Below are 25,588 nucleotides of genomic sequence, written 5' to 3'. Positions count from 1 at the left end.
GATGGAGGATCGCCTTCACCCGAGACCCTCCATGCGCCATCGCCTCCCTATCGTCCCGCTGACCATGTCCCTGCTCGCCGCCGCACCCAACGCGCATTCCCAGTACCAGCTGCCGCCGGCGCAGTTGCAGGCCATCGTGGACGCGCCGCGCGCCCCGGCACTGGGCCTGTCGCCGCAGCGTAACCTGGCGATGATGGTCGATACGCCGGCCCTGCCCAGCATCGCCGAAGTGGCGCAGCCGGAACTGAAGCTGGCCGGCCTGCGCATCAATCCGCGCACCTATTCGCCGAGCCGCTTTTCCTTCGGCACGGGTCTCAAGCTGCTCGATATCGCGACCCAGAAGGAAATCAAGATCATGGGCCTGCCGCGCCAGCTGCGCCTGGCCGACAGCGCCTGGTCGCCGGACCAGCGCTACCTGGCCTTCACCCACGTCACCTACGCCGACCGCGATGGCGCGTCCGGCGTCGAAGTGTGGCTGGTCGATATCAACACCCGCATCGCGCGGCGCCTGACCGCGCAGCCGCTGTCCTACCTGGACGGCTCGGGCTTTACCTGGATGCCGGACGCCAAAGGCCTGCTGCTGCACCTCAAACCCATCGGGCGCGGCAAGGCGCCGCAATCGACCGGGGTGCCGGGCGGCCCGATTCTGCAGGACAGCCAGGTCAGCGTGGGCGCGCGCCAGCTGCGCACCTACCAGGATTTGCTGAAAAATGAAGAAGACGCGCGCCTGTTCGAGCACTATGCCAGCTCGCAGCTGGCGCTGGTCGACCTGTCGGGCAAGCTGCGCCTGATCGGCAATCCCGAATTGTTCACCAACGTGTCGGTGGCCCCCAACGGCAAGCTGCTGCTGGCCTCCGTGCTGCAGCGCCCCTTCTCGTACGTGGTGCCGGCATCGGCCTTTCCGCGCCGCGTCGACGTGCGCGATTTGAGCGGCAAGCCGGTGCACCTGGTGGTCGAGAAGCCGCTCGAAGAAGGCCTGCCGCCGGGGAACGATGCCGTTTCCGCCGGCGTGCGCAAGGTCAGCTGGCGCGTCGACGCTCCGGCCACCCTGGTCTGGGCCGAAGCCCAGGATGGCGGCGATCCGGCCAAGGCGGCCGAGGTGCGCGACATCGTGTATTCGCACGCCGCGCCGTTCGCCGGCGAGCCGAAGGTGCTGGCCAGGCTTGGTTCGCGCTACGACCGCGTGGTTTGGGGCAATGGCGACGTCGCCCTGCTGGGCGAAGGCTGGTACAAGACGCGCGCCGTCAAGATCTGGCGCATCCGGCCGGAGCACGAGACGGTGGCGCCCGATCTGCTGTTTTCCTACTCGGCCGAAGACCGCTACAACAACCCCGGTTCGCCGGTGACGATGCCCGACAGCGCCGGCCGTCCGCGCCTGGTGCTGGGCGCCGATTCGACCATCCTGCTAGGTGGCAGCGGCGCCTCGAACGAAGGCGACCGCCCTTTCCTGGACCGCTTCAACCTGGCCACCAAGGCCAAGGAGCGCCTGTTCCAGAGCGAGGCGCCGTATTACGAGAGCATCGTGACGGTGCTCAGCGACGATGGCTCGCGCCTATTGACCACGCGCGAGTCGCCCACCGAGCGCCCGAACTTTTATGTGCGCGACCTGAAACGCAGCGGTGCGGCGCAACTGACGGCGCTGACCAATTTCCCGCATCCGACCCCGCAGCTGAAAGACGTGCAGAAGGAGCAGATCCGTTACAAGCGCGCCGATGGCGTCGACCTGACCGCCACCCTGATGCTGCCGCCGAATTACGAAGCGAAGCGCGACGGCCCGCTGCCGCTGCTGATGTGGGCGTATCCGCAGGACTTCAAGAGCGCCAGCGCGGCCAGCCAGACCACCGGCTCGCCATTCCGCTTCAATGCGATCAGCTACTGGGGCCCGGCGCCGATGCTGGCGATGGGCTACGCGGTGCTCGATAACCCGTCGATGCCGATCGTCGGCGCGGGCGAGGCCGAACCGAACGACAGCTACCTGCCGCAACTGGTCGCCAACGCCGAAGCGGCGGTGGCCGAAGTGGTGCGGCGCGGCGTGGCCGAACGCCACCGCATCGCCATCGGCGGGCACTCGTACGGCGCCTTCATGACCGGCAACCTGCTGGCCCACACGCGCCTGTTCAAGGCCGGCGTGGCGCGCAGCGGCGCCTACAACCGCACGCTTACCCCGTTCGGCTTCCAGTCCGAGGAGCGCGAGTTCTGGAAGGCCAAGGAGGTGTACCAGGCCATGTCGCCGTTTAATAACGTGGACAAGATCAAGGATGCGCTGCTGCTGATCCACGGCGAGCAGGATAACAATTCGGGCACCTTTCCGATGCAGAGCGAGCGCATGTTCCAGGCCATGAAGGGCCTGGGCGGTACGGCGCGCCTGGTGATGCTGCCGAACGAAAGCCACGCTTACCGCGCGCGCGAATCGATCATGCACATGCTGTTCGAGACCAATTCCTGGCTCGACAAATACGTCAAGAACGCGAAGCCGTAAACGTGAAAGGGGCCGCGTTGGCGGCCCCTCAAGGTCTGTCAAGCGTACGGCCCCGCACCGATGCTTATGTTAATGTCATCGCTCCACCAACCAGGAGCGACCCACATGAACCCTGCAGCCATCGACTTTCACCGCGCACCGGACCCCGTGCCGGTCGATGAACCATCTCCCGAGCCGTTCGACAATCCCCACCCGCATCACCCGCCAGTCAAGCACCCGCAGGACGACGATCCGGTGCCCGACCCGAAGCCGAGCACCTTTTTCCTGCACTAGGCTAGTCGAACGCCCACGAATACAGCACGTCGAGCGCGGTGTTGGTTCCGGTCTGGAACTGCAGCGTGATGCGCGGATTGAGCTTGTAGCGCAGCTTGACCAGGCTCGATGCGGTCGTCGCCCCCTGCTCGAAACTGAGGTAGGCGCGCGACGAAATCCGCTTGCCGACCGTGACCACGGTGCTTTCCAGTCCCTTGGCCTGCGACAGGCCCAGTTCATCGACCCCCAGCGAATTGGCCAGGCGCGACTGGAAACCGCCGCCGCTGCCCGAGCCGCCCAGCAGGGCAGCGGCGGCGGCGCTGAGCAGGCCCGCCTCGTTGCCCGATGTCGCGGCCATGCCATGTCCCAGCACCAGCCAGGACAGCTTTTCGCTGTCCGGCACCGACGGCGTCGACACCAGCTTGGCCACCGGCGAGAGGGCCGAGCCGCGCACTTCGACACCGGCTTCGACGTTGGTCTCGGACAGTTGCTCGCCCTCCGGCCGGCTGCGCACCGCGAGGATGTTCAGTGCCGGATTGTCGGACGGGCCGCTGAAGGTCAGCACGCCGCGTTCGATGTCGAGGTTCTGCCCATACGCCTTGTAGGTGCCGCTGACCACGCGGATGGAGCCGTTCACGCGCGGCGGACGCCCGCCCGTGGCGCGCACCCGCAATGCACCTGCCAGTTCGGCGTCGATGCCCATGCCGCGCAGGCGGAATGCGTTGCCCAGATCGGCCTCCACATCCATCGTCAGCGGCATGGTCGGTTCGCCCTTGACCGCCGGCGTGCCGACCCCGGCCCGTCCCAGCACGATCACGTCGTCCGACAGGGTAGGGCGGCCTTGCGGCGCCAGTTCGATCAGCGCGCGGTCGGCCTTGAATTTGCCTTCCAGAGAAAAGCGCTTGGCGTCGCGCACCAGCGTACTCTGGCCGCTGATGACGACGGTGCGGTCGGGGCGCGACAGGATTTCGAGCTTGTCGGCCACCAGTTTCAACTGCATGGTCGCTTCGCCGCCGGCAAAGCGCACCGCGCCGTCGGCCACCATCGTGCCCTGCACGCCGTCGAAACTGAGGCGCTGCAGCAGCAGCTGGTCGCCGGCCAGTTGGGCGCGCAGCTGGCCGTTACTGAGCTTGATGCCCTGTTCGGCCCAGCGCAGCGCCAGTTTGTCGCCGTTGACGCTGCCGTTCAGGGTCGGCGTGCCGACCGTGCCGCCGCCGGTCAGCGCGAGCTTCAACGCGCCGTCCAGTTCCAGTGCCGGCTGGCCGGTGAAGGGAGCCAGCCACGCGATCGAGACCATGTCGGCGTTCGCCGTCATTTTCAAGGGGCTCGCGTTGCCCAGGCGGCCGTCGATCATTTGCGCGGTGGCGTCCACGTCGGCCTGGCCAACGCGGGTGCCGTCGACCTTGGCCTGCATGCGCAGCGCGCCGCTGGCGACGTCGGCGCGCAGGTCGAGCGTGCGCAAGCCCAGCACCACCGGCACTTCGGCGCCGGCGATGATGTCGCCGCTCTCGCGGAAGACGTGCAGCGAGCCGTTCAGGGCTGGCGTGGCGCCACTCGGTGCCTGCATGTCGAGCGCCCAGTCGGCGCCCAGCAACAGGTTACCGCTGATGGCGTCGCGCATGCCCGGCGAGAATTGCGCAAGGTAGGTGAGCGGCACGCCGGCGGCCACGCCCTTGCTGGTCCAGTGCGGGCCATTCTTTTCCAGCGACTGGATGCTCACGCTGCCGTTGGGCAGCTTGATCACCGCGTTGCTCATGCTGATCTGCTGCGGCTTGGCCAGGCCGGCCAAGCCGGCGCCGGGTGCGACCGCGATGCGCACAGGTACCGGCGCCTGCAGCGCGAACGCGTAGCGGCCCTTGTTCTGCAGCGCCGCCACGGTGCCGGTCCAGGCGCTGTTGGCCCAACCGCCGCGGATGTCGCCGGTGGCGTCGAACGCTTCGCTGCGCGCGTCCAGGCGCAGGGTGTGGGCGCCGCGCGTGCCGCTCGTTTGCAGGTGCGCGCTGTCGATGCGGGTGTCGCCGCTGACGTATTCGGTGATGGCGATGTCGCTTACCAGCGGATCGTCGGCACCGCGCCCGCTGCCAAGGTTGGCGCTGGCGCGCAGGGTCTTGACCTGGTGCTTGCCGAGCACCTTGAGGTTGTGTCCTTCGAGCGCGGCGCTGACGGCCGGTGCCGCCATCGTGCCCGACACCGTGCCGGAGCCTTTGAGCACGCCGCCGAAGTCGGGTCCGAGCGCGGCCAGCTGGGTCGCGTCGATACGCCAGTCAAGCTTGTCGGCGGCAGTGCCGAAACTGCCCTTGGCGGCCACGATGTTCGGTCCCACGTGCAGGTCGACGTCGGCGTTCGAGACGTGTTTGGCGTCGGCGGCGATCCTGGCATGGCCCCACAGCGGCGAATTGGCCAGGGTCGATGGCTGCAGCGCCAGATTCAGGTTGCCGCGCCAGTCCGGGCCGGAGCGGCCGGCGGCGTCGAACGTGCCGTTGATGCTGCCCGCCAGCGGCGAGCCGAAGGCGCCCGGATTGAAGCGCTGCGCCGTGCCGGCCGCCTTGACTTCGACCGCACCCGCATTTGTTCCCCCCGCGAGCCATGCCTCGCCGCTGGCGTGCAGCAGGCTGTTATTGGTCCTGCGTGCCGCCGCCACCCAACCGAGGCCGGTCGCGTCGACCTCGAACGTGGTGCGCGGCGCCTGCATGGTGCCGGTGACGACGCCGTTGGCCGCCAGCGCGCCGTACAAATCGCTGCGCGCGGCCGCCAGGTCGGTGGCATCGACGCGCCAGGTGAGTTTTTCGCCGGGTGCCCCAAAACTGCCTTTCAATTCCGCCGTATTTTTTCCCAGCGCCAGCGTGGCGTCCACGCCGCTGATATGCGCCGCGTCGGCATTGAGTTTGCCCTTGCCCGACAAAGGCTGGTCGAACAGGCGGCTTGGCCGCAGCGCGAAGTCGGCCGCCACTTTCCAGGCTGGCGCAAGAACGCCGGCGGCGTTGATGTCGGCATTGATGTCGGCCTTCGGCAAGTCGCCGAACGCGGCCGGGTTGAACTTGACGGCGCTGGCGCTGACCTTGAATTCACGCTTGCCGGCCAGGTTGGCGCTGCCGGTCAGGCCCACGCTGCTGCCGCCGGCGGCCAGGCGCGCCTGCTGCACGGTCAGCACGTTGTCGGCCAGGGTGGCTTTCGCTTCCAGGCGCATGCCCGCTTCCACCAGCCTGGCGGTGAAGGTCTGGGTATTGCCTGCGTTGGCGACCGTGATGTCGCCGGCGATCTTGGTCGACTTCATGCGGCTGTGGATGCGCTTCATGTCAATGCCGTCGGTATGCAGCGCAAAGCCGGCCGTCCCTAAGCCTTTGTCGGCGGCGCTGCGCGCCACCGTGCCGCTGCCGGTGAATTTGCCGGCCTCGCCCAGGTCGATCAGCACCGCCCCGATCTCCAGCGCCGACAGGTTGCCTTTCAGTTCGCCGCGCATGGAGCGCAGCGGCAGGCGTTGCAGGTCGATCGGGCCGGTCGCGCCGGCGTTATCGATCGTGACGCTGCCGGCGATGTTGCGGTTCGCTTCGATGCGCGCCGTGATCGTCAGCGACAGGTCGGCCTTGGGCAGTTCGGGATTGAAAAAGCCCGGGTCGATGTTCTTGCCATGGATGGTCATGGCGCGCAGCGGGATCGGGTCGAACGGCGCCAGCGTGAATTTGGCGTCGCCTTCGGCCTTGCCCGAGACGGCGGTCGCGTCGAGCTGGGTGGTCACCAGGTCGCCGCCCACGCGCAGCTTGATTTGCGCCGGCTGCTGGCCGGCGGCCACCACGAGCTGGGTCAGGCTGGCGGTGCCGGCCAGCTTGAACGGCTTGTTGGCGCCGATGCTGGCGTCGGCCATGGCCTTGCCCCAGGGGGTGATGGCGCTGGCCTTGCGCAATGCCCATTGCTGCTGGTCGCCCAGCAGGTCGAAGCGCACGTCGGCGATCACCGTTTCGGCACCCGGGACGGCCGCATTGGTCAGGATGACCTTGCCCAGGCGCGCATCGTCGACTTCGAGCTTGAAGGGCGGCGCGAGCCTGGCCGGCATCTTGGCCGGTTCGCCTTCGCGCAGGGTATTCATGCGCAGGGTGGCCACGTGCAGCTTGTTGATGGCGACGCCGCGGCTCAGGTACTGGAAGGGCGACCAGTCGATGTCGATATTCTCGGCGGTGATCACCTGTTCCGGAGTGCGGTAGACGACTTTATCGAGGTGCATGGCGCCGTACAGCGAGCCTTTCACGCCGCTCACGACGATGCTGCCGCCGCTGGCGTTGGCCACGCGCTGGACCAGCATTTGCAGGGTTGTTTCGCGTCCGAGATACCAGTAAGCGCCGCCCAGCAGGGCGCCGGTGACGGCGACGCCGATGGCGACGCGGCGCGGCCAGCGGCGCTGGCCGTGCTCGCGGGGCGGCGGGGTGGTGGGAGTGTCGGCGGTAGTCATCAGAATGTAAAGCCCAGTGAGAAGTGCAGGCGCGCTTTTTTGAGCGCTTGTCCGTACGCGAGGTCGACGTTGATCGGGCCGACCGGGCTGCGCCAGCGCGCGCCCAGCCCGTAGCCCGATTCCGGTTTCAGGTCCTTGAATTTGTCGGCGGCGTTGCCGGCGTCGTAGAACACGGCCACGCCCCACGGCGGCTTGAACCAGTATTGATATTCGACGCTGCCGGTGAGCAGGTAGCGCCCGCCGACGATGGCGTCGCCTTCGCGCACGCCCAGTTCCTGGTAGCCGTAGCCGCGCACCGACTGGTCGCCGCCGGCGCGGAACAGGAAGGTCGATGGCACGCCTGCCTTGTCGCGCGAGGCCAGCACGCCCGCTTCGGCGCGCACGATCAGATTGCTCGACGCGCCGAGCGGACGGTAATTGATGAAGCGCGTGCTGGCGCGCAGGAAGCGTTCGTCGGTCAGCACCGGCAGCACGGCGCCGCCGAACTGCGCGTTGAGCACATAGCCTTTGGTCGGCAGTACCAGGTTGTCGAGCGCGCGCTTGGTCCAGCTGAAGGTGAGCGGCACGCTCTGGCTGCGGCGCGTCTCCACGCCTTCGACCATGCGCCGCTCGCTGAGGAATTCGAGCGTCAGGCTGCGTTCGAGCAGCGGCGAGCCCCAGGTGCGCCGTCCGGCCACGGTGGCCACGTTGGTCACTTCGCCGCGCAGGTCGTTGCGCTCGAAACCGGCGCCGAAGCTGTCGTTGTAGCCTTTTTCGGTGGTCGGGAAATAGAAGTCGGCGCGCGCGGTCTGGCGCTTCTGTTCCGTGATGAGGTTACTTTTCATGCGCAGGCCGAACACATCGAGGTCGTCGTAATTGAGCTGGGCGCGCGCGCCGGTGTTGGTCGAATAACCGAGACCGACGTCGACGTTCTTCTGCTTGTTCTCGGTCACCCGCACCAGCACCGGCAGGATCGCCGGGTTGGCCACGGGCGGGCGCGGGATGTCGTTCTGGTCGTCGGTCATGGCGTCGATGTCTTCCGACAGCGCGGCCGACATGTCGGCGCTCACTTCCACGGTGCTGAAGTAGCCGGTGTCCTGCAGGCGCGCCTGGTAGGCTTGCAGGGCCGCTTCGTTGTATTCCTGGCCGGGGCGGATGCGATTGAGGTTGCTGACGATGGTGCGCGAATAGCGCTTCAGGCCTTCGACGCGCAATTCGCCGAAGCGCGCTTCCGGGCCGCTGTCGAGGACCACCTTGAGCAGGGCGCGGCGCGTGTCGGGGTCGACGATGGCGCTCGATTCGGCCAGCTGGGCGCGCGGATAGCGCGCCATCATCACCTGGCGCAGCAGGTTGCGCTTGGCGCCTTCCCAGTCGGCCTGGCGGAAGCGCTGCCCGACCGGCAGGCCCCAGCGGTTGCGCAGGTCGGCCGCGTCGTACGGGGTGGAATCGACGCCGACCGGCTCGAAGCCCTTGAGCACCAGTTCCACGTCGCCCACCAGCACCGGCTGGCCCGGGTCGACCGTGATGCGCGCCACCGGTTTGCCGCCGCTGGTGTCCAGGCCCGCGCTCACCTTGGGCGAATAATAGCCTTCGGTGGCGATCAGGGTCTTGGCTTGCTCGGGCGCGGCCTTGACCAGGCGCTGCAACTGGTCGAGGTCGAGGCGCGGGTTGCCCTGCCAGCGCACCAGGTCGAGATTTTCTTCGAGCAGGTCGTCGAGCGGGCCGGGTGCGTCCACCTTGACCGAGTAGTCGATACCGCGCGCGGGAGCTTGCTGTGGGGTGGCCGCCGGCTCTTGCGCCAGCGCCGCTGCCGCCGGTGCCGCAAGGCACACGCTCACGGCAATCTGTGCCAAAATTCGTCGCTGGCGCGGCGTCCGGGCTGTTGTTTTGTCTGGTGTTGCGGGAAACATGGCGCTCCATTCGGGAAAATGCTGAGGCATCTTACCGGATCGGCTGCAATGATGGCGAACGCCTAACGATTTGGAAAATACAATATGCAACAAGCTGACGGCGCACTGGTTTTGTTTAGCGGCGGGCAAGACTCCGCCACCTGCCTGGCCTGGGCGCTGGAGCGTTACGCGCGGGTCGAAACCATCGGCTTCGACTACGGCCAGCGCCACGCCATCGAACTGACCGTGCGCCCCACGGTGCTGGGCAAGATGCGGGCATTGAAGCCTGATTGGGACGCGCGCCTGGGCGAGGACCACATGGTCGACCTGTCCCTGATCAGCAAGATTTCGGACACCGCCATGACCAGCAACGTGGCCATCGAAATGCAGGCCAACGGGCTGCCCAATACTTTTGTACCGGGCCGCAACCTGCTGTTCATGACCGTGGCGGCCACCGTGGCTTACCGGCGCGGCCTCAACGTACTGGTCGGCGGCATGTGCGAAACCGATTTTTCCGGCTATCCGGACTGCCGCGACGACACCATGAAGGCGCTGCAGGTCGCGCTCAACCTGGGCATGGCCACGCGCCTGAAGCTGGAAACGCCGCTGATGTGGATCGACAAGAAGCAAACCTGGCAGCTGGCGCACGAAGCCGGCGGCGACGCCCTGGTCGACCTGATCCGGGAAGACACCCACACCTGCTACCTGGGCGAGCGCGGCGCGCTGCACGCCTGGGGCTACGGTTGCGGCACCTGCCCGGCGTGCGCCCTGCGCGCGCGCGGCTACCTGCAGTATGCGGGCGCGGCGTGACGCCGCCTGATGCGCCGGTGCGCCGGCCTGGCTGAACCTGGCGGGGTTTGCCCTGCTGTCCCTCATTCCGGGCAACAAGCTGCCCAACCGCGACGGTCTGCCCCCGTGCCCCAACCACCCGCCGACGGTGGCCGTCGCCTGCCTGTCGTTGTTGCCGCTGCCGGCCATGCTTGCGCTGCTGTTCGCGCTCAGGCAAAAGCCCGAGATGCCGGCCGCCGCGCCAGCCCGCACTGCCGAACTGGCGGTTCCGGCCACACAGCCCGCGCGTTGACCAGTTTGCACGCTGTGATTGGTCCGGTCGCTGCGCGGGCGGCTCAAGCAGCGGAGACGGGCGGCGACAAATGTATTATCCATATTGCATGATTCATTTGTTAACAATTTTGTTGTTAATGTAATTTCACCGTAGTACATTCATGACAGGCACAACCCTGCGCTGACGCATCGGCGACGGGACTGGTTTTCACCGGTCCCGCAGGCTCGCCGCATCCGGCGTTTTCTCACCGCCTGTGCTCTGGTTTTAGTCTTTCCGCTGTTGACTTACATGGTTCGTCCATCAATCAATCAGGAGACTTCCTACATGCCATCCCCCGTCAGTTACCGTATTCACCCGTCGATCGGCGTCGGCCGCGTCGGCAACAGCCTGGACGCGTACTACCTCGCGCCCGACAGCATCGGCGGCTTGCCGATCGAAGCGAGCGCCAGCGGCGATCCGGTCCTCGAGAACAACGCGCCCAAAAGGGTGACCCAATTCAAGGATGCGAAAGGGCTGATCAAGCGCCAGGCGGCCACCTTCGCCATCTACCAGTCCGCTCCGGACGGGTCGGGTGAAGTCGAGCTGGACCTGACCGGCGACCTGGTCGAATCGGTGGTCTGGTCCGTTCACGTGGCCAATAAAAAATCGGCGTGGTGGGATTTCGTCCCCTTGCTGGGCGACCTGATGTTTGGCAAGTACAACAGCTACGAAACCTGGCAGGAGCCGCCCGCCGCCTGGGATGTGGGCTCGTCCGCCTGGACCGGTTACCGCAATTCGGACACCAGCGGCGACGCGCGCCAGGCCCTGATCATCGATCCGGGACCACGCAGCGTGACAGGTCCGCTGGCGGCGCCGGTGGAATTTACGGCCGACACGGTTCCGCAAGGCTACACCCACGCATCCTTCCCGCCGACCAACGTCAGCCAGGGCTTGCCGGTCAAGTCGCTCGGCGAAATCCGCACCGATTCGCGCGCCAACCTGCTGGTGCTGGGCGGCTTCGGCCACGCCGGCGGCAACGAGAGCATTACCGGTTTCGGCGGCGGCAATACCTGGAACGACGACATCGCCGACGGTCCGGTGACGGCGCTCATCACCTTCAAGGACCAGACGCAGGTCACGCTGTCGGCCTGGGTGGTGATCGGTTCGCCCAAATTCGCGCCGCAGCTGGTCAATGTGTCGACCTGGGACGATGTGGCGCTCGACTGCGCGCTCAAATACCAGGGCGCCCGGCCCGATGTGTACGACCTGGCCAGGTGGGCGGACACGGGCGGCTGGAATCCGCAGTACAAGGTCAACTACTGGGAAGACATCAAGCCGTTCCTGAACCGGATGGCGGACTACCAGTGGGTGGCGACGGTGCCGTCGATGACGGCATTCATCAATCCGCCCTTCGATCCGAGCGATGCCAGCGAAGCGGCGCGGCCGCAGCGCGAGCAGTTCCTGCGCTACTTCCGCCAGCCGCCGGCGCGGCGCGACGCCACCCTGGAGCAGGCGGCCGGCTTTACCGATGGCCAGAACCAGCAATTGTTCAGCAGCGGCTTGCAGGATGTGACGGGCCTGCCGCTGGTGCCGATGAATTCGGGCTCGAATTCGGTGCGCAACAATGTGATCGACAAGTTTTCGGTGCTGACCGATACCCAGTATTTCCTGCTCAAGCAGTGGGCGGCGGGCCAGTTCGAGCCGAACGCGCCGGCGTTGACCATTCCCAATGTGCATCCGCTGGATCGGGCCGGGATCGGCAATTGCGTGGGCGAGCCGATGTGTCCCGGCATCGAAGTGACCTGGTCGGTGCGCAATCCGACCGTGTATGCGGCGCCGTACCAGATCCGCCACCGCCATGACCAGGCGTATTACTTCAGCAACGGCCTGTCGTGGTCCGAGGACGAAACCGCGCCGATCGACTGGAACGCGCCGACCGTGGGCGCCGGTTGCGAGCCGGGCGACCTGACCAAGCGCATGGCCATTCCGTGGCAGGCCGACTTCTTCGATTGCTCGGTGCAGTTCATCAATTTCGACAATCCGAACGAGGTCAAGAACCCGATCTCGATGATCCCCACGCCGCCCACCTACTATTCGTACTGGTGGCCGCCGCAAAGCCCGTGGAACGTCATCGCCGGCGCCTACACGGCCGAGGAGCAGAAGCTGACCGGGGTGCCGGCCGGGATGCAGGTGCTGTACAGCCGCGGCGTGAACAGCTTCACGCAGATGATCACGTCGTGGAAATACCTCGGCTTCGTGGCCAACCAGAATCCCGATCCGGTCTACGGGCGCCAGTATCCGTACTTTGCGGAGCAGGAGCGCAACCACGACCGCTTCAACCTGGCTAGCGTGGCGGTGGGCAATGTGAGCAGCTTCGTTACCGGCGACGACTCGAACTTCTATCCGGCCTGGTTCCTCAAGGATGAAGATCCCGAGCCGCAGACGCGCCAGGGCGACAAGCCGCGCAAGATCCTCACCTCGTCCCATGGCCGCACCAGCCGCCGCTGAGACGGACGGCTCGCGCACCGCAGATGACGACGCCGATTACGACGTCGTCATCCTCGGCGCCGGGCCGGCGGGCGCCGCCGCGGCGATTACCCTGCGCCGCTTTACCGGGCTGCGCGTGGCGATCGTCGAGCGGCGCCTGTTCGACCCGTTCCGTCCCGGCGAGACCGTCTCGCCGGCCTTGTTTCCGCTGATCGACTACCTGGGCATCGCGCGCGCCGGGTTCGAGGAGCGCCATCTGCAATCGTACGCGCACGCCGCCGCCTGGGGCGGCGAGCAGCTGGTGGTGCGCGATTTTCTGTTCAACGGCCAGGGCAGCGGCCTGCACCTGGACCGCATGGCGTTCGACAGCATGCTGCTGGAGCAGGCCGGCAAGCTGGGCGCGGTGATCCTGCAGCCGGCCGAGCTGCTGGGGGTGACGCCTGGCGCGCGCTGGACCATCAGCGTGCGCCAGGGCGAACGGCGGCGCGAGCTGAGCGCCGCTTACGTCATCGATTGCAGCGGGCGCAACAGTGTGATGGTGCGCCAGCAGCAGTGCCCGGTGCTGCAGACCGACCGCATGGTGGGGGTGTATGCCTACTACGAGGCCGGCGACGATCACGAGCGGGTGCAGCGCACCCTGGTCGAAACGACCGCCGACGGCTGGTTTTACCTGGCGCCGCTGCCGGGACGGCGCACGGCGGTGGCCTTCATGACCGATGCCGACACCTTGCGCACGCTGGACTTGCTCGATCCGGAGCAATGGCGGCGCCACGCGCTGGCAACCCAGCATATCGGCGCGCTGGTGCGGGAACTGCCGGCGCCGCAAGCGTTCCGCCAGTATCCGATCCACAGCCGGGTGGCGCGCCTGCCGGCCGATGCGGCGTGGACCGCGGCCGGGGATGCGGCGGCCAGCTTCGATCCGGTGTCGTCGCTGGGGATCGGGCATGCGCTCAGTTCGGGCATGCATGCGGGCCGGGTGGCGCATGCGCATGTGGAGCAGGGCGGCGGGCTGGGGGAGGGCTACCGGCAATCGCTGCTGGATCATTTCCAGGCCTATGTGGCGACCAGGCGCGGCTTGTATGCGAATGAGCAGCGCTGGCCGGCGTCGGGGTTCTGGCAACGGCGCCTGATGGACGGGCGGGAGCGCCCGGCGGCTTGAGGAGCCGGGCGGCGTTTCGCAGCACCTTGCGCGTACTCCATCATCGTTCCTGTCCCGCCATCGTGGTGCCGGTGCCGCCCGTCGTTCCGGCACCATCCTCGCCAACACATCCCACGCTATAATGAAGTTGAACACTAGTCATCAATTTCAAAATAACAATCTTAATTGCGCGCCAAGCGACGCCGTCCCCCACCATGCGCCTTGCCCTGCTGACCGACCTGCACGCCAATCGCGAAGCCCTCGATGCTTGCCTGACGCATGCGCGCGCCCAGAAAGCCGACCAGTACGCGTTTACGGGCGACTTTGTCGGCTACGGCGCCGATCCGGCCTGGGTGCTCGACACCGTCATGGAGCACGTGGCGCGCGGCGCGGTGGCGGTGCAGGGCAATCACGATTATTCGGTCACCCATGAAACGCGCCCGCAGATGCATTTCGAGGCGCGCGAAGTGATCGAGTGGACCCGCGGCCAGCTCAGCAGCGAGCAGATGGCTTTCCTGTCCGGCTTGCCGCTGACCCAGGAGTTCGAGCGCATGCTGTTCGTCCACGCCAGTGCCCACGACCCGGTCAAGTGGGAATACGTGACCGGGCTGGAACCTGCCGAGCGCAGCCTGCGCGCGGCGCGCAAGCGCATGGTGTTTTCCGGCCACGTGCACACGCCCGCGCTGTACCGGCGCGCCGACGACGGACGCATGGGGTCGCACGTGCCGGTGCCCGGCACGCGCATCGCGATCGCGCCGCAGCACCAGTACCTGGTGATCCCGGGTGCGGTGGGCCAGCCGCGCGACGGCAACAGCGCCGCCTGCTACGCGCTGTTCGACGACGTCGCGCGCGAGCTGGTGTATTACCGCATTCCCTACGATAACGGCGCCGCCGCGCGCCGCGTAATCGCGGCCGGACTGCCGATTGTGTTCGCCATGCGTCTGATCGAGGGCATCTAGGCAACAGTCTTATTGCAACGCAAGGTTTGCTAACGTACTATCAGTCGGTAAGAGGCCCGCCACGGGCCCGCACCAGGATCGCTTCCATGGACCATGCCGCCCCCGCCCCGGCCGTGCCGACGCCGCACCCAGCCTTGCGCCGACCCGCGTGGATCGGCGCGGCCGCGCTGGCCGGGCTGGTGATGGCGCTGTGCCTGGTCCTGACATGGCAGCTGTGGGAAGCGGCGCGGCGCGACGCCGAACGCGAGCTGCGCACCGAATTCGAGACGGCCGCGCGCGCGGTGGTCAACCAGCTGGCGCTGCGCATGGCGGCCCATGTCCAGATGCTGCGCGGGGTGCAGGGACTGTTCGCCAGTTCGGATGATGTCACGCGCCAGGAGTTCACCGATTTCGTGCGCACCCAGCAAACCGATGCCGAGTATCCCGGCATGAAAGGGATCGGCTACATTCTCGGGCTGTCCGACTCCCAGCGCGCATCGCACCTGGCGCGGGTGCGCAGCGGCGGCTTGCCCGATTACGCGATCGCGCCCCCGGGCGCGCGCCCGGCCTACGCGCCGCTGATGTACCTCGAACCATTTACCGGCGCCCGCCTGCGCGCGCTCGGCCACGATATGTTCTCCGAGGAGCCGCTGCGCCTGATGCTGGAACAGGCGCGCGACAGCGGCCAGCCCGTCATGTCCGGCAAGGCCACGGTGGCGCGCGAACGCGGGCAGGGCGCCTCCGATGGCGTGCTCATTGCCCTGCCGGTGTACATCGGGCGCAAGGCGCCGGACAGCGTCGAGCAGCGGCGCGACCTGCTGCGCGGCTGGGTGTATGCGGCCTTCGTCATGGAAGACCTGCTGGCGCATGTGGGCGGCCAGCACGCCGCCGCCCTGGCGCTGGAGGTCCACGACGGCAATCGCGCCACGCCCGAGGCGCGCATGGCCGCCGGCGCCGTGGCGCTCGTGGGCGGCGCACCTGCGCTGCGCACCGAACAGCGCATCGGCATCGCCGGACGGCGCTGGACCCTGGTCATCAGCGCCGGCGCCGGCTTTGGCGCGGCGCAGCAGAACGAGGCGCCGCAACTGGTGCTCACGCTCGGCCTGGTGGTGACGGCGCTGCTCTCCCTGCTGACCTGGATGCTGGCGCGCAGCAGCGCGCTGGCCGGCCGCGCGCTGCGCAAATCGCAGCTGCTGACGAATGAACTGACCGTGGGCCAGCAGCGCCTGGCCGCGCTGGCCGATGCGGCACAGCGCTCCCAGGCCATGATGCGCAGCATCCTCGACTCGACCTTCGACGCCATTTTGGTCGACAATGGCGACCGCCGCATCCTGGCCTCGAACCCGCGTTTCCGCGCGCTGTGGGGCGTGCCCGACGAGCTCGACCTGACGGCCGACGACGCGGCCTTGGTCGCGCACCTGCTGACCCAGCTGGTGCATGCGGGGCCGCTGCTGTACAGCCGCTCGCTGCGGCTGGAGGAGCACGAGGAGCACCGCGAGCTGTTGCGCCTGAAGGACGGGCGCTTCATCGAACAGTTCACGCGCCCGGTGCGGCTGGGCCATGAAGGCGCGCGCTTGTGGTCGTTCCGCGACATCACCGAGCGCAAGCAGATCGAACAGCGCGAGCGCGCGCACCGCCACGTGCTCGAACTGCTGGCGCACGGCGCCCCGCTGCAGGCCGTGCTGGGCGCGGTGGTGCTGGGGGTGGAGTCGACCAATACCGGCATGCTGTGCGCGATCCTGCTGCTCGACGCCGAAGGCCGCTTCCTGCACACCGGCGCCGCGCCCAGCCTGCCGGGCTTTTTCAATGCCGCGGTCGACGGCTTGCCGGCCGCTCCGGGCTACGGTTCATGCGGCAGCGCCGCCGCCAGCGGACATCGGGTCATCGTTGAGAATATCCAGACCCACCCCGACTGGGCACCCTTCCGCGAGATTGCCGCGCGCGCGCAACTGGCGTCGAGCTGGTCGGAACCGATCCGCGGCGCGTCCGGGCGCGTGCTGGGCACCTTTGCGATCTACCACCGCACGCCGCACTATCCGAGCGCGGCCCACGTGGTGCTGATCGAGCAGGCGGCCCAGCTGGCCGGCATCGCGCTGGAACAGGCCCAGGCCGCGCAAGCGCTGCGCGTGGGCGAGGAGCGCTTTCGCAGCCTGTACGACCACGCCCCGGTGGCGCTGTGGGAGCAGGACTGGTCGGCCGCGCGCGAGGCGGTGGCGCACCTGCAGGCCAGCGGCGTGGACGACCTGGGCGCGTGGCTGCGCGTGCGTCCCGAGGAAACGCAGCGCCTGGCGTCGCTGGTGCGCATCACCGACGTGAACGGGGCCGCGCTGGTGCACGTGGGCGCCTGCGCCAAGCAGCCGGGCACGCTGGGCCTGGCGCAGATCTTCGGCAGCCTGGACGCCAGCGCATTCATCGACGCGCTGGTGGCGCTGACCGGCGGCGCCCTGTTCCACGAATGCGAGAGCAGCTTCCTGCGGGTCGATGGCGTGGCGCGCCAGCACGAACTGACCTTGCTGGTCATGCCGGGACACGCGCAATCGCTCGGCTTCGTGATTGCCTCGACGGTCGACATCACCGAGCGCAAACGCATCGACGACGAACTGCAGGCGCTGGCCAGCACCGATTTCCTGACCGGGCTGCCGAACCGGCGCGTGTTCATGGCGCGCCTGGACGACCAGTTCGCGCGGCTGCAGCGCAGCGTGGACGAGTGCGCATCGGTGCTGATGCTCGACATCGACCACTTCAAGCATGTCAACGATGCGTTCGGCCACGCGGTGGGCGACGCGGTGCTGCGCCACATGGCGGCCCTGATGCGGTCGGGCCAGCGCAAGATCGATACCCTGGGCCGGGTCGGCGGGGAGGAGTTTGCCGTGCTGCTGCCGGGGACGACCGGCCCGGCGGCGCAGCAATATGCGGAGCGCCTGCGCCAGAGCGTGGCCGACACGCCGCTCGATGGCGATGGCCGGGCGATTGCGATCACGGTCAGCATCGGCATCGCCACCATCGAGGCGGGCGACGCGGGCCCGGACGCGGCCATGATCCGGGCCGACAAGGCGCTGTACCAGGCCAAGGCGGGTGGTCGCAACCGGGTTTGCGACCATGCGATGGCCGCGCTTACGAAGGCTTGACCGCGTCGTGGCCGGCGTGCTGCTTGCGTGCGCGGCTCGACAGATACCAGATGATGGCCAGCGGGATGGCCAGCGGCAGCAGCAGCGGCGAGACCATCACGGCCAGCACGACGGCGCCGAGCGCCAGGCCGCCCACGGCCAGCACGCCCAGACCGGCGAACACCAGCGCCAGGACCACGCCCACGAACAGCATCACGATGCCCGCGATGAGCAAACCGCCGCCGGCGAACAGCATGCCGACCAGGGCGGCGGCGGGGCCGTGCAACTCGTCGCCATCGATGTTGACCGACATGCCGGACGGGCCCACCATGGCCTCCCAGGCGACCATGATGAACAGGAACAGGAGCAGCAGGGGAGCATATTTTTTCATGACAGTGGCCTCGGTTGGGGATAGGTATTTGCTTGGTACGCTTGCACTGTAGCGAGGCTGCCGGCGCGGCGCCATGTGCATGCGACAGACTGCATTTTTGACGGGTTGGGCGGTGCTGCAGGCGGTCCCGCGGCGGGGGCGTGCCCGCCTTACCCAAAACGCAATTTTCTACCTTGAAATTCCCTCATCATTGCCTATACTGAACACTCTGTCGCATGGAGATGCATATGGACTTTGTACACTATTCAGGGGACCGGTGGGCGGTGGCGGCGGGCGGCTTCGTGGCGCGCCAGTTGCGCATCCTGCTCGCCGGCGGCGGTCCCAAGGGGCCTCCGTCGGCGCCCCCGGCCATTCCACCGATTATCATCACGCCGTTCAACTACGGCACGCCGGCACCGGCCATCGATCCGCGCATCCCGCCGCCCGGTCCGCCGCTGCAGCCGCCCGCGCCGCCGCGCCAGCGGTTCGCATAAAAAAAGCCCACCTGAACAGGTGGGCTTTGTCATGTGGCGCTATCGTTCTAGCGGCTGCGCCGGCGCGTCAGGGCGAGCATGAGCAGGCCCGCCAGCAGCAAGGCGCCGGTGGCCGGTTCCGGTACCGGATTCAGCTTGCCGTCGAACGCTTGCAGATGCAGTTCGCCGTTCTGTTCGAGCGACTTGACGAACACGCCGCCCTCGATATTCTGATTATTGGTCAGCCGGGCCGAGGGCGCCAGGATGGCGCCGCCGAACAGGGCGTTGGTGGTGATGCTGGTGGCATTCCGAAAATTCCAGATCAGCTTGCTGCCGAGGGTTTGTGCGGAGCCGCCCAGGAAGTTGGCGCCGATCGTCGCGCTCTCGTCACTCGCGTTCAGGATCACGGTGGTGGCGTCGCCCAGGTTGAATTCGAACTCGCTGGCCTTGAACACGCCCGCGTCGATCAGGTTGAATACCGCCACACCGCTGGCGTTGGCCACGGCGTTGAAGGTGGCCTTGCCATAGCCGTTGAAGGTGACGGTGCTGCCGGTGCCGCTCATCTGGCCCAGGCTGGCCGACAGCGCGCCCAGCGTGGCCGCGAAATCGGTCGAGTGCGCTGCATCGGCGTTGGCCTGCATGGTGCCGTCGAGCGAGGGCAGGCGTCCGCCATTCGTGTTGCTGCCAGTCAGGCTACCGCCCACCCAGGCTGCGCCGTTGAGGTTGCTGTTGTGGACATTACCGTGGATCACGCCGCTGCCGGCATTGATGGTCGCGCCGCTCAGGTTGCCCCCGATGACGGCGCCCAAGGCATTGACCTGCACCCTGTTGGCGTTGCCCATGACGGTCAGGCCGGCGTACTTCGACGCCGGCGTGTCGTTCGCGTGCTGCGCATAGTCGCCGCCGGTGGCCGTGCCGCCCACCCAGGTGCGGCCATCGACGTGCGATTGCGAGTTCATATCGGTCAGGACCACGGCGTTGAACTCGTGCAAGATTTGCTGGGTGCTGAGCGGTGTTGCCGCCGCTTGCGTGGAAAACACGGCGGCGGCGATGGCGGTAGCTGCGAAGCGAAGGTGACGGGCGATCATGGGATACCTGTGAACTGCGAAGAGGGATGTTGCAGTGCAATATATGCGCTCAGCAATATTACCTTTTTTTCAACTGGCAAGCGATCATGCAATTAGAGGGATTGTTCTAATCGCGACTTGTGGTGCATTCCCCGCTTGCGGCGGACCCTGGCGCTGCGCGGGCCCGGCGCTGTGGAATGCGGCGAATTCGACTATCATTCTCCTCTCGGGCCAAGCCCGCTACACCGATGCGACCTCATGACAGAAGAATTCTCCGACGACAGCCCCCACGACGACGATGCGCCCGTCCAGGAACCGCGCCTGTGGAAAGGCAATGGCTGGACCGCGCGCGTGATCAAGAACGAGGATGACGAAGGCTGGGCCGTGGCCATGATCAAGGATGGCGAGCCGGAGCCGGCCCTGGTCGGCCCGTGGACCATGGGACGCGATAAAAAGAATCCCAAGCCGCTCGACACCAACGCCTTCAACACCCTGGTCAAGACCGCCGCCGAAGTGCTGCGCCGCCACGAACAGCAATTGCACGCCATGCTGCACAAGAGCACCGTGGTCTCGCACGAAGGCGCCGAAATCAAGGTCACCCTCGATATCGTGCCGGACGACGAGCATCCTTACGCGCTGCTGGCCGCCATCGACGAAGATGGCGAACGGATTGCCCAGGTGCGCATTCCCGCCAACTTCAAATTAACCCCCGCCAGCGCCACAGCCTGGGTCGAAAACGACTTTCGCAACCCTTCCTGACCTGCTAGTATTTCCCTGATGCACTGTAAAGGGAAATGCGATGGAGAGCCGTCTCGACCGTCTGGAAGCCGTCCAGGCCATGTTGCTGGGCATCGGGCAGATCTCGACGGGGTGCGCCGACATCGCCGACTTCGTGGGCGCGGTGCACCGGGCGCTGGGCCGCATCATGTATGCGGCCAATTTCTATGTGGCGCTGTGCGACCGCGAGGAGCACACGGTGCGCTTCGTGTACTACGTCGACGAACGCGACCCCACGCCCGATCCCCAGGAAAAGCTGCGCCTGGCCTCGCCCGAGCAATCGCCCACCGCCTGGGTGATCATGAACCGGCGCAACCTGGTCATGACGGGCGCCGAGAGCGCCGCGCACGAGGTCGATGGGCATACCTGGGGCCGCGGCACGCGCGCCGAACAGTGGATGGGCTGCCCCCTGCTCGACCATCAGCATCAGGCGCTGGGCGCCATCGTGCTGCAAAGTTACAGTCCGCAACACACGTACAGCGATGAAGACCAGGCGCTGTTCTCCCTGATCGCCAACCACGTCTCGAATGCGCTGCAGGGCATGCAGAGCATGGACCGGCTCGAACGCGCGGTGCACGAACGCACGGCGCTGCTGGCGCACGAAGTGGCCGAACGGCGCCGCGCCGAAGCGGTCCAGCACGCGCTGTACGAGATCGCGAACCTGTCGGCCTCGGCGGTCGATGCGGAGATGCTGTCGGGTAACCTGCACCACATCATCAGCGAACTGATCGTCGCTGAAAATTTCCTGATCGCGCTGTACCACCCGGACACGCAGGAGTTCAGCATCCCGTATTTTGTCGACCAGAAGCATGCCGAGGCGCCGGTCAAGCGCTTCGCTTATGGCGTTGGCATGAGTTCCTACATCCTGGACAGCAAGCAGGCTTGCCTGCACGACGCGGCCAGCTATGCGCGCCTGGTGGCCGAGCGCAGCATGGGCCAGCCGCTGGGCAGCGTCGAGATCGCCAGCTGGATGGGCGCGCCGATGCTGGTGCACGACCAGCCGTACGGCGTGATCATCGTGCAGAGCTACGACCCGGCCATCGTCTACACCGAGGCCGACCTGGAGCTGCTGGCCTTCATGGCCAGCCACGTGGCGGTGGCGATCGCACGCATGCAGGCCGACCGCGCGGTGCGTGTGGCCAAGGAGCGCCTGGAGCAGCAGAACGGCGCGTTGAATGCGGCCCTGACGGCGCTGCAGGATGCGCAGACCGAACTGGTGCGCCAGGAGAAGCTGGCGTCGCTGGGACGGCTGGTGGCGGGCGTGGCGCACGAGATCAATACGCCGCTGGGCATTTGCGTGACCGCCACCAGCCATCTGGTGCAGGAATTGAAACTGACGCGCGAGGAAATGGCGGCCGGCGAGATGACCGAGGACAGCCTGGAGCAGTTTTTCGACATCCTTGAGCAGTCGCTGCGCATCATGACCACCAACACGCAGCGCGCGGCGGCGCTGGTGCGCAGCTTCAAGCAGGTGGCGGTGGACCAGTCGTCGGAGGACATTCGCAGCTTCAACATGAAGGCCTACCTGGCCGAAGTGCTGCTGTCGCTGCAGCCGCGCCTGAAGGGGCAGCGGGTGTTGGTCGAGGTCGACTGTCCGGACGATATTGTGCTGGATAGTTTTCCGGGCGCGGTGTCGCAGATCGTGACCAATCTGGTGATGAACTCGCTGGTGCACGGCTACACGCGCGAGCAGGCGGGGCTGATCCGGATCGAGGTGCGGCTCGACGGCGGGCAGGTGTGGTTCGATTACAGCGACGATGGCGCCGGCATGGACCAGGAAACGCTGGCGAAGCTGTTCGACCCGTTTTTCACGACGCGGCGCGGGCAGGGCGGCAGCGGGCTGGGGGCGCACATCGTGTACAACCTGGTGACAGGGCCGCTGGGCGGCTCGGTGAAGGTGGATAGCGCGCCGGGTGAAGGCTTGCATTACCGGCTGCGGTTTCCGCAGAGCCGCAAGCAGGCGGGAGCGGGGGCGTAAGCTGTTGCGGATACCCAAAGGGAGCGTGCTCGAAGCGCAGCGTGTCGCGCTCGCTGGCCACGTACATCCTCAGTCGTTCCCATCCGATGGCCGCGCTTGCCCGCATTCGCCGCAGGCTTTGTCGTTAAGCGTTGCCGCGAAATAGCCACGATCTGCACACCGTTGACTACTCAATAGCGCCCGCTTGTCCTTTCAGGCGCGCCGTCCTGTCCCACCCGATCCGTGAAAAGCATTTGAATCATGCGTTGGGCACAATTCGTCAAAAAATGGCGACGAGAGCAGAATGTCAATATATATGCGTTTCATTCAAACAACATTAATTTGCAATAATTGTTGTCAAATTTTAAAATTCATTGAGGCAACATGAGATAATTCTGCAACTTTAAAAAATCAAAGGTATGACATGGTTTTTCCCTTCGCAGGCGCTACATTTTTATCGCGGCTATCGCCCCACCGCATCTTTTTCGCACTAATCACTGCAATTTTCCTGTGTGTCACGCTCCATGCGCGGGCCGCTGAGCCTACGCCTAGACCCGACACCTTTGGTCCGTATAAATATACTATTTTTGGTGCCAGTGAGGACCTGGATGAGGCGGGCGCAATCAAAACAGCGATTGCGCGTGTAAAAGCCCTAGACTTGAATAGCGCCTATTGTAAGATAAATTTTGTGTCACCCCCATCGTCAACTTACGGGGCTGAAACTATAGATGCCGATTTCATGCGCGGCTATTCACAGAAGTCGATATCCGCATACTACTATGTTGTGGTAAATAACGTATGCGTCGAGACAATAAAATTCGAACCTTATCCCTTGCCTATGAAGCGCTGGCGATTGGTATGCAACGCAGCGAAAAACTATCGCTATTCCGCTGAGGAAGATAAATGCGTCTATTTCACACCTGAGGCAAACAAGGACGCGGACGGAAAAAATATTGGCATTGGATGTCCTGAAGAACCCGGACCGACCGTCGGCAAACCGATTCAGCCAGCCACAGGCAATATGTGGCACGTTATAACGGATTATCTGGCGCCGCAGAGCGCGAGCAGCCTGACGCTGAGCCGTTTCTATAATAGTGCGCCCACCTATCCGGATCCCTACGTGGTTCGTGGCTTTGGCGTGCGCTGGACCCATTCGTATAACAAATCGCTCAGGCCTGAAAAACAATACACTAACGGAAGCACTTGCTGGCGGTCCCCGGTAGACGGCTCCTTCGACTGCTCGTCCGGTTTCAGGAGCGATGAGCCGATTCCAGGCAGGATATCCGTCAGCCATCCTGACGGCAGGCAAACGATGTTCACCCGTTCCACCAATGGCAATTACACCAGTTCGACCGACGTGTGCGACAGGCTGTCACCAGTCATGGCGGGAGACAATTTGTCCGTAAAAGAGTGGACACTCACCAGTGCACAGCATGACCGCACGGAACGTTTCGATGCTAAGGGTTTGCTGTTGTCCGTAACGGAACGCAGCGGGCTCAAGCAAGTATTCACGTATAGCGATGGCGTCAGCAATAACACCAGCGTCAGTCATTTTCCACCAGCCGCACCCGCTTGTGCCAACGTGCATCCGGATGACGTACTCCCGGCCGGCCGCCTGCTCTGTGTGACGAACAACTGGGGACGCCAGCTCCAGTTCATGTATGACGTGAAAGGCCGCATTGCCGAAATGATCGATCCGGCGGGGAAGTCCACTCTTTACGAGTACGACGGTGCCTCGGGCGGCTGCATTCCAGGCAATGAAGCGAGCGTCGCCTGCAAGGCAAACAATCTGACCAAGGTGACTTACCCTGACGGAAAAAGCCAGACGTATTGGTATAACGAAGCAAGCAAAATCCAGATCAATGACGACGCGGAATGCAAATTATTGACAAAAACAACCGGAAATGGCTTTGGTCCCACGGCTTTCAGAAACCTGATGACTGGCCTGGTCGATGAAAATGAAGATCGCCACATCAGCTGGACGTACGACTGCGCCGGGCGGGCGACATCGTCGCAAGTCGGCGAAGACATCGACAAGGTCACGGTCGCCTATGTCGCTAAGCCTGATACAGGGGGGCCGCCATTGGCAATTGTGACCCACTATGTGGGGCCGAAGGAAAAACCGGTGACGTCGGTGAGCTACTTTGAAAAGGATTATGTGCAAGGGGTTGCCAAAACCACCAACATTTACGCACCCTGCGTGGAGTGCGGCTCGATCGCCCAACGTAAATATGACGCCATGGGCAATGTCACCATGACGAAGGATTTCAACGGCAACTACAGCTGCTTCCAATATGAGGCCGGGCGCAATCTGGAAACGGCGCGGGTCGAAGGCGCGTCAACTGCCGATTGTACGTCGCTGCTGGCCGCGCAGACACTTGCTTCGCCAGCACGTAAAACCACAACCAAATGGCACACGGAATTCCGCCTGCCGGAGACCATCGCCGAACCCAAGCGTATTACGAAATACCAGTACGACTTCAAAACCGGCAATATAACCAAGACCGAGCAGGCCACCACCGACCTGACGGGCGCGCAGGGAGTGAATGCGCCTCTGACGGGAAGCGTCCGGAAATGGGCATACACATACGATAAAGGGCAATTGACAACCGTGACCGGTCCGCGTAGCGACATCGTCGACGTCACCAAGTACGGCTATGACTCGAAGACGGGCGACTTGGTCACAGTAACGAACGCCGTCGGCAAAGCGACGACTTACGGGGGATATGACGACCATGGCCGGGTTCACACGATTCGCGCGCCTGACGGCGTTACGACAGAGCTGGCTTACACCGAGCGCGGATGGGTCAAGTCGAAAATCGTATCAAGCGGCATAGACGCAAATAAGCCTCAACAGACGACCACATACGCCTACACGCCGTCAGGTCAGATCGAGATGGTCACGTTTCCCGACAACAGCGTGACGAAGTATACCTACGATGCGGCGCACCGGCTCACTTCGGTCGTCAGCGGCCGTGACGAAAGCCTCGAAAGCATCATTTATACACTCGACCTCACCGGCAACAGGATCAAGGAAGAAGTGCGCGACCACAAAGACAACCTTGTGCGCCAGATTACCCGTACCTATGACAAAACCGGCCGTCTGACGAGCCAAACCGGAGCTGCACGATGACCCGCCGTATTTTCAGCCGTTTGACCTCCGGCGCATTGATTGTTGTGATGACCTAT

At 65.5% G+C, this 25,588-nt stretch carries 15 protein-coding genes; 11 read left to right on the top strand and 4 right to left on the bottom strand.

The features are described from left to right. The first annotated feature begins 31 nt into the window (after positions 1-31). Positions 32-2,479: a S9 family peptidase gene (locus RBA41_RS14295; protein ID WP_306624685.1), complete on the top strand. Its 2,448-nt coding sequence runs from the start codon at positions 32-34 to the stop codon at positions 2,477-2,479. A gap of 105 nt (positions 2,480-2,584) precedes the next feature. Next, on the top strand, positions 2,585-2,752 hold the full coding sequence (locus RBA41_RS14290) for a hypothetical protein (protein WP_167399868.1): 168 nt from the start codon (positions 2,585-2,587) through the stop codon (positions 2,750-2,752). Between the two features lies 1 nt (position 2,753). Here RBA41_RS14290 and RBA41_RS14285 read toward each other — a convergent pair whose 3' ends face one another. Beyond that, complete coding sequence (locus RBA41_RS14285; RefSeq protein WP_306624683.1) at positions 2,754-7,175, bottom strand: translocation/assembly module TamB domain-containing protein; 4,422 nt, start codon at positions 7,173-7,175, stop codon at positions 2,754-2,756. After that, complete coding sequence (locus RBA41_RS14280) at positions 7,175-9,064, bottom strand: autotransporter assembly complex protein TamA (protein WP_374709552.1); 1,890 nt, start codon at positions 9,062-9,064, stop codon at positions 7,175-7,177. Before RBA41_RS14280 ends, RBA41_RS14285 begins: the two co-directional genes overlap by 1 nt. An 84-nt stretch (positions 9,065-9,148) precedes the next feature. On the opposite strand from RBA41_RS14280, the gene queC reads away from it, so the two are divergent. The 5 genes from queC to RBA41_RS14255 all read left to right on the top strand — a co-directional run bounded on the left by queC (position 9,149) and on the right by RBA41_RS14255 (position 17,776). Beyond that, complete coding sequence (gene queC, locus RBA41_RS14275) at positions 9,149-9,853, top strand: 7-cyano-7-deazaguanine synthase QueC (RefSeq protein WP_306624680.1); 705 nt, start codon at positions 9,149-9,151, stop codon at positions 9,851-9,853. Positions 9,854-10,430: 577 nt separating this feature from the next. Beyond that, positions 10,431-12,593, top strand: coding sequence for a CTQ-dependent lysine 6-oxidase LodA (gene lodA, locus RBA41_RS14270; protein ID WP_306624679.1), 2,163 nt, complete (start codon positions 10,431-10,433; stop codon positions 12,591-12,593). Then, entirely contained in the window at positions 12,571-13,731 is a 1,161-nt protein-coding gene (locus RBA41_RS14265) for an FAD-dependent monooxygenase (protein WP_306624678.1), read from the top strand. The genes lodA and RBA41_RS14265 overlap by 23 nt, the downstream gene beginning before the upstream one ends. A gap of 194 nt (positions 13,732-13,925) precedes the next feature. Continuing rightward, on the top strand, positions 13,926-14,669 hold the full coding sequence (locus tag RBA41_RS14260; RefSeq protein ID WP_306624676.1) for a metallophosphoesterase family protein: 744 nt from the start codon (positions 13,926-13,928) through the stop codon (positions 14,667-14,669). Between the two features lie 86 nt (positions 14,670-14,755). After that, entirely contained in the window at positions 14,756-17,776 is a 3,021-nt protein-coding gene (locus tag RBA41_RS14255) for a sensor domain-containing diguanylate cyclase (protein WP_306624673.1), read from the top strand. On the opposite strand, the gene RBA41_RS14250 is transcribed toward RBA41_RS14255, so the two are convergent. After that, on the bottom strand, positions 17,763-18,146 hold the full coding sequence (locus RBA41_RS14250) for a hypothetical protein (RefSeq protein ID WP_306624671.1): 384 nt from the start codon (positions 18,144-18,146) through the stop codon (positions 17,763-17,765). The two genes, RBA41_RS14255 and RBA41_RS14250, sit on opposite strands and share 14 nt — an antisense overlap. 227 nt (positions 18,147-18,373) lie before the next feature. On the opposite strand from RBA41_RS14250, the gene RBA41_RS14245 reads away from it, so the two are divergent. Then, entirely contained in the window at positions 18,374-18,619 is a 246-nt protein-coding gene (locus tag RBA41_RS14245) for a hypothetical protein (protein WP_306624669.1), read from the top strand. Between the two features lie 47 nt (positions 18,620-18,666). Here RBA41_RS14245 and RBA41_RS14240 read toward each other — a convergent pair whose 3' ends face one another. Beyond that, positions 18,667-19,686 carry a choice-of-anchor A family protein gene (locus RBA41_RS14240; RefSeq protein WP_306624667.1) on the bottom strand — a complete coding sequence of 340 codons (1,020 nt, stop codon included), beginning with the start codon at positions 19,684-19,686 and terminating at the stop codon, positions 18,667-18,669. A 237-nt stretch (positions 19,687-19,923) separates the two neighbouring features. Here RBA41_RS14240 and RBA41_RS14235 point away from each other — a divergent pair, with 237 nt between their 5' ends. From RBA41_RS14235 to RBA41_RS14225, 3 genes are all read left to right on the top strand, one after another. Continuing rightward, entirely contained in the window at positions 19,924-20,424 is a 501-nt protein-coding gene (locus tag RBA41_RS14235) for a hypothetical protein (RefSeq protein WP_306624666.1), read from the top strand. Positions 20,425-20,464: 40 nt separating this feature from the next. Then, positions 20,465-22,420, top strand: coding sequence for a GAF domain-containing sensor histidine kinase (locus tag RBA41_RS14230; protein ID WP_306624664.1), 1,956 nt, complete (start codon positions 20,465-20,467; stop codon positions 22,418-22,420). Positions 22,421-22,823: 403 nt separating this feature from the next. Next, positions 22,824-25,532 (top strand): RHS repeat domain-containing protein, encoded by a 2,709-nt coding sequence (locus tag RBA41_RS14225; RefSeq protein ID WP_306624662.1) that lies wholly within the window; start codon positions 22,824-22,826, stop codon positions 25,530-25,532. Positions 25,533-25,588: the final 56 nt, after the last annotated feature.

Source organism: Massilia scottii (assembly GCF_030846495.1).
Classification (GTDB): Bacteria; Pseudomonadota; Gammaproteobacteria; order Burkholderiales; family Burkholderiaceae_D; genus Telluria_A; species Telluria_A violaceinigra.
This window is presented reverse-complemented; position numbering and strand designations above follow the sequence as displayed.

Excerpts from the sequence above, each read along its gene's own strand:
- RBA41_RS14295 (WP_306624685.1), top strand. The coding sequence starts at position 32 with ATGCGCCATCGCCTCCCTATCGTCCCGCTGACCATGTCCCTGCTCGCC.
- RBA41_RS14290 (WP_167399868.1), top strand. The coding sequence starts at position 2,585 with ATGAACCCTGCAGCCATCGACTTTCACCGCGCACCGGACCCCGTGCCG.
- RBA41_RS14285 (WP_306624683.1), bottom strand. The coding sequence starts at position 7,175 with ATGACTACCGCCGACACTCCCACCACCCCGCCGCCCCGCGAGCACGGC.
- RBA41_RS14280 (WP_374709552.1), bottom strand. The coding sequence starts at position 9,064 with ATGTTTCCCGCAACACCAGACAAAACAACAGCCCGGACGCCGCGCCAG.
- queC (WP_306624680.1), top strand. The coding sequence starts at position 9,149 with ATGCAACAAGCTGACGGCGCACTGGTTTTGTTTAGCGGCGGGCAAGAC.
- lodA (WP_306624679.1), top strand. The coding sequence starts at position 10,431 with ATGCCATCCCCCGTCAGTTACCGTATTCACCCGTCGATCGGCGTCGGC.
- RBA41_RS14265 (WP_306624678.1), top strand. The coding sequence starts at position 12,571 with ATGGCCGCACCAGCCGCCGCTGAGACGGACGGCTCGCGCACCGCAGAT.
- RBA41_RS14260 (WP_306624676.1), top strand. The coding sequence starts at position 13,926 with ATGCGCCTTGCCCTGCTGACCGACCTGCACGCCAATCGCGAAGCCCTC.
- RBA41_RS14255 (WP_306624673.1), top strand. The coding sequence starts at position 14,756 with ATGGACCATGCCGCCCCCGCCCCGGCCGTGCCGACGCCGCACCCAGCC.
- RBA41_RS14250 (WP_306624671.1), bottom strand. The coding sequence starts at position 18,146 with ATGAAAAAATATGCTCCCCTGCTGCTCCTGTTCCTGTTCATCATGGTC.
- RBA41_RS14245 (WP_306624669.1), top strand. The coding sequence starts at position 18,374 with ATGGACTTTGTACACTATTCAGGGGACCGGTGGGCGGTGGCGGCGGGC.
- RBA41_RS14240 (WP_306624667.1), bottom strand. The coding sequence starts at position 19,686 with ATGATCGCCCGTCACCTTCGCTTCGCAGCTACCGCCATCGCCGCCGCC.
- RBA41_RS14235 (WP_306624666.1), top strand. The coding sequence starts at position 19,924 with ATGACAGAAGAATTCTCCGACGACAGCCCCCACGACGACGATGCGCCC.
- RBA41_RS14230 (WP_306624664.1), top strand. The coding sequence starts at position 20,465 with ATGGAGAGCCGTCTCGACCGTCTGGAAGCCGTCCAGGCCATGTTGCTG.
- RBA41_RS14225 (WP_306624662.1), top strand. The coding sequence starts at position 22,824 with ATGGTTTTTCCCTTCGCAGGCGCTACATTTTTATCGCGGCTATCGCCC.